Raw genomic sequence first — 12,648 nt, forward strand, 5'->3', positions numbered from 1 at the left:
CCCGGAAATCAATCAATCGCGGCGGGTGAGTTGCCGCAGCATGCCGTGGAAAATGCGGGTGTCGGCGCGGGTCAGCGGCAGGCGCGACCACAAGTTCCGCAGCGTAAGCTTCATCGCCGGAGCCTTTTCCGGCGGGAAGAAGAAGCCGGAATCCGTGAGCTTCTCCTCCCAGTGATCGGCGAGTTTCTCGATCTCGATCCGGGTCGCGGGGACCTCGCCATCGGGGCGGCGGCCCTGCGGCGCGGGCTGGGCGGGAAGGCTCTCGCGCGACCATTCATAGCCATTGAGCAGGACCGCCTGCGCGAGGTTCAGCGAGGGGAAATCCGGGTTCACCGGAACGGTGATGATGGCATTGGCGCGGGCGACGTCGTCGTTTTCCAGACCGGCGCGCTCGGGGCCGAAGATGATCGCCGTGCGCTCGCCCTGCCCTACGCGCGCGCGCGCGTCGGACATGGCCGTGGCGGGCGTCAGCACGGGCTTGGTCAGCTCGCGGCCGCGCGCCGTGGTGGCATAGGCATAGTCGATATCGGCCATGGCCTCGGCCAAGGTCGGATAGACCCGCGCCTGGTCGAGCACCTTGCCCGCCGCGCCCGAGGCCATGGCGATCGCCTTGGGATTGGGCCAGCCGTCGCGGGGCGCGACGAGGCGCATGTCGGTCAGGCCGAAATTCAGCATGGCGCGGGCCGCCGCGCCGATGTTTTCGCCCATCTGCGGGCGCACGAGAATGATCGCTGGTTCCATATTCGTCGCCATATCGCCGCCGCGACCTACTGGCAAGGCGCGCGGCGCTGCGCTATCTGAATGGGGAACACAGGATGACAGCGCCATGACAGACCAGCCGAATACGCCTCAACTCTATCTCATCACGCCGGTCGGGGCGGCAGCCTCGACGGTGGGTCCGCTCATCGCGGACGTCATGGACCGTTTCCCGGTCGCCTGCCTGCGCATTCCGGGCACCGGCTCCGAGGACGAGCTTGGCCGCATCGCCGATCTTGCACGCGAGATCGCCCATGCCCGCGACGTCGCCGTGGTGATCGACGACCATATCCAGCTTGCCCTGCGGCACGGTCTGGACGGCGTCCACCTGACCGATGGCGCGCGCAGCGTGCGCTATGCCCGCAAGGAGCTGGGCCCCGACGCCATCGTCGGCGCCTTCTGCGGCTCGTCGCGCCATGACGGGCTGAACGCCGCCGAGGCCGGCGCCGATTACGTCAGCTTCGGCCCCTGCCGCTCGACCGCGCTTGGTCATGGCGAGATCGCCGAATTGGACCTTTTCCAATGGTGGTCCGAGATGATCGAGGTTCCCGTCGTCGCCGAAGGCGCGCTGACTCCGGCCCTGATCGCGCAGCTTGCGCCGCTGAGCGACTTCATCGCGCTTGGCCCCGAGATCTGGTCCGAGGGCGACCCTGCCGAGGCGCTGGGAATGCTCTGGCGCTGACGCGTCTGACGGGCAGATCACGCCAGAAGAACACCCGCAGGGCGAAAGCGACGCGCATCCGCGCCCTGCGGCACGCCAAGCACTTGCGCATGTCATGGACGCGGCCTAAAGCCTGCCCATGACACAGCATCAGCGCCTCCTCATCATCGACTTCGGCTCCCAGGTCACGCAGCTGATTGCGCGCCGCCTGCGCGAGTTGAGCGTCTATTGCGAAATCCACCCGTTCAATGCCGTGGATGACGCCTTTCTGAAAGAATTCGCCCCTCAGGCCGTGATCCTGTCGGGCGGCCCCGCCTCGGTGACCGAGGCGGGGTCTCCGCGTGCGCCGCAGAGCCTGTTCGACATGCAGGTTCCGGTCTTCGGCATCTGCTATGGCCAGCAGGTCATGATGGAGCAGCTGGGCGGCCGCGTCGAATCCGGCCACCATGCCGAATATGGCCGCGCCTTCATCGCGCCCGCCGAGGGCCACAAGGGCGACGGCATCTTCGCGGGCCTGTTCGATACCGGCCGCGAAGAGGTCTGGATGAGCCACGGGGACCGCGTCACCCAGCTCGCCCCGGGCTTCGAGGTCATCGGCACCTCGCCCAACGCGCCCTATGCGATGATCGCCGACGAGGCGCGCAAGTTCTTCGCCGTGCAGTTCCACCCCGAGGTGCATCACACCCCGAACGGCCGCATCATGCTGGAGAACTTCATCCGCATGGCGGGCTTCACCGGCGACTGGACCATGGCCAGCTATCGCGAAGAAGCGGTCCGCAAGATCCGCGAGCAGGTCGGCGACAAGCAGGTGATCTGCGGCCTGTCGGGCGGCGTCGACAGTTCGGTCGCGGCGGTGCTGATCCACGAGGCGATCGGCGACCAGTTGACCTGCGTCTTTGTCGATCACGGGTTGCTGCGCCTCAACGAGGCCGACGAGGTCGTCACGATGTTCCGTGACACCTACAATATCCCGCTGATCCATGCCGATGAGAGCGATCTGTTCTTGGGCGAACTTGAGGGCGTCTCGGATCCCGAGGTCAAGCGCAAGACCATCGGCAAGCTCTTCATCGACGTGTTCCAGAAATACGCGCACCAGATTGAAGGCGCGGAATTCCTCGCCCAAGGCACGCTTTACCCCGACGTGATCGAAAGCGTTTCCTTCAGCGGCGGCCCCTCGGTCACGATCAAGTCGCACCACAATGTCGGCGGTCTGCCCGAAAAGATGGGTCTGAAGCTGGTCGAGCCGTTACGCGAGCTGTTCAAGGATGAGGTTCGCGCACTCGGTCGCGAGCTCGGCCTGCCCACGAAGTTCATCGGCCGCCACCCCTTCCCCGGTCCGGGTCTTGCGATCCGTTGCCCCGGCGAGATCACCCGCGAAAAGCTGGAAATTCTGCGCAAGGCGGATGCGGTCTTTATCGACCAGATCCGCAAGCACGGGCTCTACGACGATATCTGGCAGGCATTCGTGGCGATCCTTCCGGTTCGCACCGTAGGCGTGATGGGCGACGGGCGCACCTATGATTTCGCCTGCGCCCTGCGCGCGGTGACTTCGGTCGACGGGATGACTGCTGACTACTATCCCTTCAGCCACGAGTTCCTGGGCGAGACGGCGACGCGGATCATCAACGAGGTCAAGGGCATCAACCGCTGCACCTATGACATCACCTCGAAGCCGCCGGGCACGATCGAATGGGAGTAACGGCAGCGATGACAAGCAGCTAGGCGTTCGGATAGCTGACGAAAAGGCCAGCTTACATCGCGCTTTCAGCGCTGCTATCTGTCATCTTGTAAAGATCGTGCTGTTACCTGTTTACGAAACTGCCCGGCTTCTGCCGGGCAGTTTTGTTTTTATCGGATGGCTTCTTACCGGGCGTTGCACGCGCCTCTCGGGCAACAGGAAAGGATCGGCCTGATACTGGCGCGAAATCTGCATCGCACCCAGGAGCACGTCATGCCCAGCAAAGCCACCGTCCACGGCGTCCTGATGGACGCCTCTCTGAACCCGATCTCCGCCGGAAAAATCATCGCGACGCTGAACGGCTCGGACATGTTCGATGGCGGCGTCCGCATCGTCACCCAGAAAATCGAAGCCACCACCAATGCGGATGGCGAGTGGGCGATCGACCTGGTGGTGAATGGCGAAGGCCATGACGGGACAAGCAGTTGGATGGTCGAGGGCTATAACCAGTTCGTCTCGAAAGTATTCGAGCTGAAATCCCTGTTCATCGCCACCGCATTGCCGATCGCCATCGGTGACCTCGAGCGGACCAGCGCCCAGAATCTCAAGGCCAGCAAGGAGGCCGGGTCGAGCCGCCTGCTGATCTGCAGCCGCTACGAGGAATATCTGGATCTGCCGCAAAGCCAGCGGCGCGATACGGATGTCGTGCTGGTGAAAGGAGTCTGAGATGGCGTTGGAAACGATCGACAAACTGGACCTCAGGACGCTGGATGGCATCAGCGCAATCTGGGTGATGGGCGAGCCAGCCGCGCTTTATGATGGCCTGGGCAATCTTTTGCACGGAACGCCCGAGAATACGCCGCCCGAGGTGCTCGCCCCACCCAGCATTCTGCCCGCTATCGCCGTACCGGGTCAGACCATCTCACTTTTTCTGGGTGAGGCAAGCGGCAGCCCGGAACCTGTGGCGGAATGGGATTTCACGCTGGACGGCGTTTCCATTCGCGATCGGCTCGATGGCGAGGCCTTGACGATGGAACTCGTCGAAACAGGGATCTATGCCTTGCAGGTGACCTGGACGAATGCGGCAGGAACGCTCATCGCGGAAACTGCCAGCCTGACGGTTGCGGCGGTCGAGGCTCCTGCCATCGACTATGCGAATGTGGCCCTTGCCTACTTTGATGCAGGAACGACGATTGCGGGAACGGCCCAGGATGTGACAGCGCTGAACACCACGGGCAGCGGCGGCTTTGTCCTCGCCAAGACCGGGACCGGAAGTGCCGTGCAAATGACCGAGGCGGGCTTGGTTTTCGCCGATGGCAGCTATCTGCAATCTCCGATCCTTGCGAACCAGCCCACGACCGACGGACTCTTTGTCGTCGCGGATGTCACACTGACGGGTTACGGGTCGAATATCGGGCAGATCATCGACGGCACCGGCGGCCATGTCAAATTGCGCAATAATGCCGGCACGATGCAATCGACCGGTGTTGACGACAACTCTGTCAATCTGGGGCTGGGCGCGGCTCAGTACGGCAACCGCATTATCCTGGCGGCAGAGATCGACGATCTGACCGACACGCTCAGCGGATATGACGTCACCGGCAACCTGCTTTCCGTTGCCCATGCCGGACTGACGGATCCGTCGGTGACGCGCTTGTCGGTCGGGCGATATCTCAAGGGGACGATACACCGGCTCGCGGTCTTTGGTCGCCCCGAGGGACAGCCCTGGAATGTGACCATGCGCGAGGTGGTCGAGGATTTTCAGCAGGGGGCGTGACGGCCCCCAGGCCAACCGTCACATCTCTGGACATCCTGCCCGTCTATGGCCAGAGCGAGAACCGGGCTATTCCGGACGATCTGGCAGCAGCACTCGACGCCGCCACGTCCGAGCAAGCCTATTACACCTTCGGGATGCGTGACATGTCCGGCAATTCGGTCGGACCGCAAGGGGCTGGCCTGGCCGAGATAGATGCGGCCCATCCTGCCCGCGGCTTCCTGTCAGCCGCACGGCAGGGTCGCGTGTCGCCCGCTTATACGTTCCAGTTCTGCCGCGCGGCAGCGTGGCGCGACCAGGAGAATGCCGCATCCGGCGTGCTGATCGGGGACAATGGCTTTGGCGGCCGCGACATCGGCGAATGGTCCGTTCAAGCCAGCAGCCCGCTGGGTCGCAACCAGATCCACTGGCTGCGCGAAAGCGCAAGACTTGCCAGCGAATTCGGCATTCGGCTGAATTGCCCGCATGTCCTCTTGTTCCAGGGCACGAGCGCCAAGGACAAGCCCGGCTCGGAATACAGGTCCGGCTTCGAGGCAGCCCATACCGGCACGCTTGCCTCGGTGCGGGAAATCCTTGGTCAGGACCCGCGATTGATCGTGGTGGTGAATGGGGCGGATGTGAACAGCATCGGCGACCGCTATGACACACCGGGCGTCCAGTACCGTATCGCGCTCGAACATGGCGGTATCCTGGCGACTTGGCAGCGCGCCTTTCCGATCAGTGATCGCAACATCCATCCCGATGGCGCGACGCAGGTCCTGATCGGCGAGACATGCGCCTGGGCAGCAGCCGAGATCGAAGCCGGGAAGGAATGGAACATCACCTATTCCGTCGCGCGCGAGGGTCGCATGGTAAGGGTCGATTTCGTCCTGCGCCCCGGCGAGACCCTGATTGAACGTCATGGGCTCTATGAGCATTTCGGAGGTGCGGCGACCTGCGCCAATTTCGGCTTCGAGGCCGAGGGCGGCATCCTGGAAGCCACGGTCGACTGGGGCGGTGGCAGCGTGACCCTGACCCTGGCATCGGACGATTCGTCCTGGCTTCGCTTCGCCCATCAATTTCAGGACTGCTCGGGTTTCCTGGACGATTTGGGCCGCAGCATGTCGGCGCATCGCAGCACGCTCTTTGCCAGCGAAAGCCGCGCTTCGCGCTTCGTGCAGGGCGAACAACTCTGGCGGCCCTTGCCAGGGTTTCGCGGAACCTTCGTCGGGGACCAGTTCCTGCCGGAGTTCTGAGGCGTTCCAGTGGCCCTCTGCCGTATCAGTCCAATCCTGAAATGGCGTGCGGTCCCTGTCGCGCTTGGGCTTCAGATCAGCGGCAGGACATACCGCTATGGCAGGCAGGCTCTGACCGGCGCGCTTTTTTGCGCAGGTCTGTCAGGCCTTGGAACCCAGGGCCAAGAAGGGGCATATGAGGCGAATACCGTGTTCGGCAACCCGGCCAGCGATGAAGGCAAGTGTCGCGCTTGAGGTTTCGTGGCCCACTGTGCGAGAAAAGCCGAGGCCTTGTTCGTCACTTCAACCTCTTCTTTCAGGCGAAGGGGCTCGCGGCGCAATTCGGCCAGTTCGACCGCCTCAACTTACTGTCGCTGCAGAGCTTCGGGCAGTCGGCACCTGCGCCCCAGCCATCCGTCACTGAATTTGTGCCAGAACGTGTGACAGCAGAACAGACTAACCCCAGCAAAACAAGGCGTTCCTTTGGTTGCTGGGGTAAATCTGGTGGGCGATAACGGATTTGAACCGCTGACATCTTCGATGTGAACGAAGCGCTCTACCGCTGAGCTAATCGCCCGATGCCGGCTAGATAACGGGACTTGGATCGGGCTGCAAGCGGAAAGCGACGGAAAAATCCGTGGAGAAATTCATTCTTCCTCGACCTCTCCAGCATCGTTTTCGCGCCGACGCCGCAGACGAAGTACGATCACATCCGAGCCTGAAACATCCTTTTGCCGACTTATCCTGGCACGTCCAAGCGGCGGCAGGGCAAGCGTATGGCCGGCCGAGATCGCCATGCCCAGTTCGGCAAGCGTCGCCTCAACAATCGGCTTGACCTGGGCGTTCTTCTGCCCCGTCCGCTGAGCGATCCGGGCAATCAGCTGCCTTTTCTGCAAGACTTTTGCCGCGCCCGGCCCCTCCTGCAAGGAGGCATCCCCATTTCCCTCGCTTTCGCGGTCGCTGCCTCGATCCGTCATCATGTCCCCTCGGCTACCGGCAGGTCACTGACAAAAAAACCGCGCGAGGTTTCCCTCGCGCGGTCGAACTCTCTTAATGTGCGACAGCCGCTCCGCCGCTGCCTTGGTCTCGACCGGCGGCTAGTCTGCTGGCTTCCGCGGCCTCTTCGGCCGCTTCATCCCATTCGACGGGTTCGGGCGCGCTGACCAGGGCCTGGCTCAGGACCTCGCGGACATGGCTCACCGGAATGATCTTGAGCCCCTGCTTCACATTGTCGGGGATCTCGGCGAGATCCTTTTCGTTATCCGCGGGGATGAGCACGGTCTTGATGCCCCCGCGCAGCGCGGCGAGCAGCTTTTCCTTGAGCCCGCCGATGGCGAGGACATTGCCACGCAAGGTCACCTCGCCGGTCATGGCGACATCCTTGCGCACGGGAATCTGGGTCAGCACCGACACGATCGAGGTCACCATGGCGATCCCGGCCGACGGACCATCCTTCGGCGTTGCCCCTTCCGGAACGTGGACATGGATATCCACCGTCTCGAATTTGGGCGGCTTGATCCCGATCGCGGGGCTGATCGAGCGGACAAAGGACGATGCCGCATCGATCGATTCCTTCATCACGTCGCCCAGTTTCCCGGTCGTTTTCATCCGACCCTTGCCCGGCAGTTTCAGTGCCTCGATCTGCAGCAGGTCGCCGCCCACCTGGGTCCAGGCAAGCCCGGTCACCACGCCGATCTGATCGTCCTTTTCAGCCAGACCGTAGCGATGACGCCGCACGCCCAGATACTCCTCGGCCTTGGCGGGGTCGATCGACACCGATTTGCTCTTGCCCTTGAGGATGTCGGTCACCGCCTTGCGCGCGAGCTTGGCGATCTCGCGTTCCAGCGAGCGCACGCCAGCCTCGCGGGTGTAGTAGCGGATCACATGGGTCAGCGCGTCATCCGAGACCGAGAATTCGCCCTTGCGCAGGCCATTCGCGGTGATCTGCTTGGGCAGCAAGTGCTGGCGCGCGATCTCGCGTTTTTCATCCTCGGTATATCCGGCAAGAGAAATGATCTCCATCCGGTCAAGAAGCGGCCCCGGCATGTTGTAGCTGTTGGCCGTGGTTACGAACATCACGTTGGAGAGATCGTATTCCACCTCGAGATAGTGGTCCACGAAGGTCGCGTTCTGTTCCGGATCAAGCACTTCGAGCATCGCCGAAGCCGGGTCGCCACGGAAATCCTGTCCCATCTTGTCGATCTCGTCGAGCAGGATGAGAGGATTGGTGGTCTTGGCCTTCTTCAGCGCCTGGATGATCTTGCCCGGCATCGAGCCGATATAGGTGCGGCGATGGCCGCGAATTTCGGATTCGTCGCGCACCCCGCCCAGACTGATCCGGATGAACTCGCGCCCGGTGGATTTCGCGATGGAACGGCCAAGGCTGGTCTTGCCGACGCCCGGAGGGCCGACAAGGCAGAGGATCGGGCCTTTCAGCTTGGTCGAACGGTTCTGCACCGCGAGATATTCGACGATGCGTTCCTTGACCTTTTCGAGGCCATAGTGATCGGCATCGAGCACTTGCTCGGCCTTGCCCAGATCCTTACGGATCCGCGACTTGACGCCCCAGGGCAAAGACAGCAGCCAGTCGAGATAGTTCCGCGAGACGGTTGCCTCGGCCGACATAGGCGACATGGACTTGAGTTTTTTCAGTTCCGCATCGGCCTTTTCACGGGCTTCCTTGCTGAACTTGGTGCTGGCGATCTTTTCCTCAAGTTCGGCCAACTCGTTCGAGCCATCCTCGCTATCTCCCAGCTCTTTCTGAATGGCCTTCATCTGCTCATTCAGATAGTATTCGCGCTGGGTCTTCTCCATCTGCGTCTTGACGCGGGACTTGATCTTCTTCTCGACCTGCAGCACCGACATCTCGCCCTGCATCAGGCCATAGACCTTTTCCAGCCGCTCTGCCGTGTTGAGGGTTTCCAGAAGGTCCTGTTTCTTGTCGAGCGCAATGCCCAGATGACCGCTGACCAGATCGGCAAGCCGCGCAGGCTCGCGCGCCTCAGAGACGGCCGAGACGACCTCTTCGGGGATGTTCTTGCGCACCTTGACGTAGCGTTCGAACTCTTCGGCCACCGCGCGGGTCAAGGCGGTACGCGTCTCTTCATCGCCTTCGCTTTCGGCGAGAGTTGAACAGCTGGCCTCGAAATGGCTGTCATTGGCGACGAAATCCACGATCCTCACGCGCTCACGGCCCTCGACGAGGACCTTCACCGTGCCGTCGGGCAATTTGAGCAATTGCAGCACATTGGCCAGAACGCCGGTGCGGAAAATTCCATCGGCCGTGGGCTCGTCCACGGCTGCATCCTTTTGCGCGGCAAGCAGAATGGGGCGATCCTGCTCCATCACGGCTTCCAGCGCGCGTACCGATTTCTCGCGCCCGACAAAGAGAGGCACGATCATGTGCGGAAAGACCACGATGTCGCGCAAGGGCAGGACAGGATAGGTGGTTTCTGCGAATTCGTTCATGGAATCATTCCTTTCTCGCCAAGAGTCATGGCCCCGGACACGGCAGCGCATGGCTCCTGCTTTGGGACAAGATAGGAAGGCCGGGCGCGAGGTTCAATGGTTCATTCGTTCCCGTTTAGTTCCCAAGATCATGAAAAAAGCCCCCGCAAGTTGCGAGGGCTACCCTTATCAGTCGTGTATTAATAATCGGCGAAGGGCGACGTCAGGCCCGTTCGCGAGCGAAATCATCAAGCCGACGCTCGGTCTCTTCCTTGGTCCAGCCATATTTTTCCTGAAGCTTGCCAGAAAGCTGGTCCTTGCGGCCGTCGATTTCGGTCAAGTCGTCATCGGTCAGTTCGCCCCATTTTTCCTTGATCGAACCTTTGACCTGATTCCACTTGCCTTCAACAATATCCCAGTTCATCGCGCTTCCTTTCCTTCTGGTCGCAAAGCGTAGTGAAAGGAAAACCGGGAAAGCGGCCGCCCGGTTGCATGGCCCACGCGGATGTGAGCCCGCCGTGAACGGGGCGCTGCTTCAGGATTTTGCGGTGGTACCCGAGGTCGGACTCGAACCGACATGTATTTCTACGGCGGATTTTGAATCCGCTGCGTCTACCATTCCGCCACTCGGGCCTGAGCCCCCGACTAAGGGGCTGCACGGGGTTTTGCAAGAGGCCGTTTCAGCCCAGACCAAGCTTTGTGAGACGTGCCGCACGAAGTTGCGCGAAATCATCACCCGCGTGATATGAGGAACGGGTCAGCGGGGTCGCCGACACCATCAGGAAACCCTTGCCATATGCCGCCTTTTCGTAAGAGGCGAACTCCTCCGGGGTGACGAAGCGGTCCACTCGGTGATGTTTCGGCGTCGGCTGAAGATATTGCCCGATGGTGATGAAATCGATATCGGCAGCGCGCATATCGTCCATGACCTGCAAGACGCCTTGCCGGTCCTCGCCCAGACCCACCATGATGCCCGATTTGGTGAACATCGAGGGATCGAGCTCCTTCACCTTTTGCAGCAGGCGCAGCGAGTGGAAATAGCGCGCCCCGGGACGGACCTCGGGATAAAGGCCCGGAACGGTTTCCAGATTGTGGTTGAAAACGTCGGGACGGGCCTCGACCACGGTTTCCATCGCCCCCGGATCGGATTTCAGAAAATCCGGAACCAGAACCTCGATCGTGGAGGTGGGGGAACGGTGTCGGATGGCACGGATGGTCTGTGCGAAATGATCCGCACCGCCATCGCTCAGGTCGTCGCGATCGACAGAGGTGATGACGACATGCTTCAGCCCTAGCTTTTGCACGGCATGGGCGACCCGCCCCGGCTCGAAAACATCCAGCGCCTGCGGCTTGCCGGTCGCGACATTGCAGAAGGTGCAGCCCCGAGTGCAGATCTCGCCCATGATCATCATGGTGGCATGACCCTGGCTCCAGCATTCGCCGACATTCGGACAGCCCGCCTCTTCGCAGACGGTCGAAAGGCGGTTTTCGCGCATGATGTCGCGCGTCTGCTTGTATCCTTCCGAGGTCGGGGCCTTGACGCGAATCCACGAGGGTTTCTTTGGCTGGTCCTGATCCGGGCGGTGGGCCTTTTCAGGGTGGCGTTGGTCGGGCATCCGGAGATCGCGCACGGTGCATCCTTTCGGTCACGATTGGCGCAGAGATAGCCTTTGGCTGGGCCGATGGCAACGCCAGCCCGCAAATGACGGCGCGCAATGCGAAACCCCGGCGCCCCGCATCGCGTGTCAGCCCGCGTCGTGCGCGCAATCTTAGCGTCACATTTCCGTCTGCGGCCAAGGCGCGGCAAACGGGACAGTCAGCCGATCAGCGGTGCGCCGGTGCCATAGTTTTCGCGGTAATGGCGTTCGAGCCGCATCAGGGCAAGGCGCAGGACGATCTTGCCCGAGCGCGCCGACCAGCCCAGACGCCGTTCCGTCATCTCGATCCCTTCGAGAAAGCAGCAGACCCGCAGGCACATGTCCCCGAGCCCGGGACCCAGTTCGCGGAGCGCCGTGGCCACCCGGTTGCGGGCCGTCTCGGAGCCGCCGCCGTAACCCTCCCCGTGGCGCGAGGCATCAATTCCCGCCGTCAGGAAACCATCCCAGTTTTGGGTGATGCGCGGCCCCATCTGGGCCAGTTCGAAATCTTCGCGCAACCGCTCGCCGGCAGCCACCAGCTCGGGTGAAAGAAAAGGATGCCCATTCGCCTCGCGCCGCCGCGCCAGCATCAGCAGCGGACTTTCGGCAAGATTGACGCGGCTGCGGCGTCGCCGACCATCTTCGGGATCGGTGATCTCGCGATCGCCCCAATGGCGGTGCCGCTCGGCATGATCGAAACCCGTCGCTGCCTCGGCAAAGCCTGCGTCGCTTGCCTCGCCGATCAGAGATGGGGAAACCGGGCGGGCATCGACAAAGTCGCTTTCCTGCGGCATCGCGCCCCGTCGACGGGCGGCGATCAGGCTGCGCAAAACCTCGCGCCCCTGCCCGGAAATCACATAGCGGCAAAGCTTGCCCTGCCCCACCAGTTGCAGCCATGACCGCATCGCCATGTGTTCCGCAAGCGCCCGGTCCAGAATCGCGGTCCGGATCTCGTCACGAACGACAATCCCTTTTTCCATGCCATCGGCGATGACAAGCTGGGCACCCGGCTCGGCCAATCGCCTGAGGATCCGCGCGATCTGGGTCGTGCCGCTGGGACCGAGCAGGGCAATCGGGGGCGTTGCCTTTCCCGCCTGCGCCACCCGCTCGATGCCCTGATCGACCAGCGGATCGTCACGGCGTGCCTCGAAGCGGCGGATCCGCCGCATCACCGTCGAGGCATGGCACCCCAGATCGCGCGCAATGGCACGGATCGACTCGCCGTCCTCGACATGCCGAAGATAAAGACGCAGATCGCTGTCTTCGGTTTCGGCCGACCCCTGCCCCGACAGCGCCGCGCCGGGCGAGCCGTCGACCCTGGCCAAGCCCGGTTCCGAGGATTTCCCTCCGGGCAGGCCGGCCAAAACGATTCCCAGGGCCAGATCTGCTGTCTGAATGGTCATGGTCATTCCTTCGCTTCTTGAGGCGCCGGCGATTACTCGCCTATGGGTTGTATATCTTGTCGCCGTCCGGAGGTATCC

At 62.4% G+C, this 12,648-nt stretch carries 11 protein-coding genes and 2 tRNA genes; 5 read left to right on the forward strand and 8 right to left on the reverse strand.

Annotated features, from left to right (window positions below; all coding sequences use genetic code 11):
- Window positions 1–12 precede the first annotated feature (12 nt).
- Window positions 13–753, reverse strand: coding sequence for an RNA methyltransferase (locus tag ESZ60_RS08205; RefSeq protein ID WP_134680067.1), 741 nt, complete (start codon window positions 751–753; stop codon window positions 13–15).
- 73 nt (window positions 754–826) lie between these two features.
- On the opposite strand from ESZ60_RS08205, the gene ESZ60_RS08210 reads away from it, so the two are divergent.
- The 5 genes from ESZ60_RS08210 to ESZ60_RS08230 all read left to right on the forward strand — a co-directional run bounded on the left by ESZ60_RS08210 (window position 827) and on the right by ESZ60_RS08230 (window position 6,104).
- The gene (locus ESZ60_RS08210; RefSeq protein ID WP_134680069.1) at window positions 827–1,438 is read left to right on the forward strand and encodes a thiamine phosphate synthase; all 612 of its coding nucleotides are present in this window, start codon (window positions 827–829) and stop codon (window positions 1,436–1,438) included.
- Between the two features lie 118 nt (window positions 1,439–1,556).
- A complete protein-coding gene (gene guaA / locus ESZ60_RS08215; protein ID WP_134680071.1) occupies window positions 1,557–3,116 on the forward strand; it encodes a glutamine-hydrolyzing GMP synthase in 1,560 nt (519 codons plus the stop codon).
- Window positions 3,117–3,368: 252 nt separating this feature from the next.
- On the forward strand, window positions 3,369–3,821 hold the full coding sequence (locus ESZ60_RS08220) for a hypothetical protein (protein ID WP_134680073.1): 453 nt from the start codon (window positions 3,369–3,371) through the stop codon (window positions 3,819–3,821).
- Between the two features lies 1 nt (window position 3,822).
- Window positions 3,823–4,872, forward strand: a complete 1,050-nt coding sequence (locus tag ESZ60_RS08225; protein WP_134680075.1) for an immunoglobulin domain-containing protein — start codon at window positions 3,823–3,825, stop codon at window positions 4,870–4,872.
- Complete coding sequence (locus ESZ60_RS08230) at window positions 4,869–6,104, forward strand: hypothetical protein (protein WP_134680077.1); 1,236 nt, start codon at window positions 4,869–4,871, stop codon at window positions 6,102–6,104. Before ESZ60_RS08225 ends, ESZ60_RS08230 begins: the two co-directional genes overlap by 4 nt.
- Before the next feature lie 481 nt (window positions 6,105–6,585).
- Here ESZ60_RS08230 and ESZ60_RS08240 read toward each other — a convergent pair.
- The 7 genes from ESZ60_RS08240 to ESZ60_RS08270 form a co-directional block, all read right to left on the reverse strand.
- Window positions 6,586–6,660, reverse strand: a tRNA-Val gene (locus ESZ60_RS08240).
- Between the two features lie 70 nt (window positions 6,661–6,730).
- Window positions 6,731–7,063 (reverse strand): HU family DNA-binding protein, encoded by a 333-nt coding sequence (locus ESZ60_RS08245; RefSeq protein ID WP_245155621.1) that lies wholly within the window; start codon window positions 7,061–7,063, stop codon window positions 6,731–6,733.
- A gap of 70 nt (window positions 7,064–7,133) precedes the next feature.
- Window positions 7,134–9,551 carry an endopeptidase La gene (lon, locus tag ESZ60_RS08250; RefSeq protein ID WP_134680079.1) on the reverse strand — a complete coding sequence of 806 codons (2,418 nt, stop codon included), beginning with the start codon at window positions 9,549–9,551 and terminating at the stop codon, window positions 7,134–7,136.
- A 202-nt stretch (window positions 9,552–9,753) separates the two neighbouring features.
- Window positions 9,754–9,954, reverse strand: a complete 201-nt coding sequence (locus ESZ60_RS08255; RefSeq protein WP_134680081.1) for a CsbD family protein — start codon at window positions 9,952–9,954, stop codon at window positions 9,754–9,756.
- Between the two features lie 125 nt (window positions 9,955–10,079).
- Window positions 10,080–10,163 (reverse strand) — tRNA-Leu (locus ESZ60_RS08260).
- 47 nt (window positions 10,164–10,210) lie between these two features.
- Window positions 10,211–11,146, reverse strand: coding sequence for a lipoyl synthase (gene lipA / locus ESZ60_RS08265; protein ID WP_134680146.1), 936 nt, complete (start codon window positions 11,144–11,146; stop codon window positions 10,211–10,213).
- 200 nt (window positions 11,147–11,346) lie between these two features.
- On the reverse strand, window positions 11,347–12,576 hold the full coding sequence (locus ESZ60_RS08270; RefSeq protein ID WP_134680083.1) for a DUF6456 domain-containing protein: 1,230 nt from the start codon (window positions 12,574–12,576) through the stop codon (window positions 11,347–11,349).
- Between the last annotated feature and the right edge of the window lie 72 nt (window positions 12,577–12,648).

It is taken from the genome of Paracoccus ravus, assembly GCF_004522175.1.
Classification (GTDB): Bacteria; Pseudomonadota; Alphaproteobacteria; order Rhodobacterales; family Rhodobacteraceae; genus Paracoccus; species Paracoccus ravus.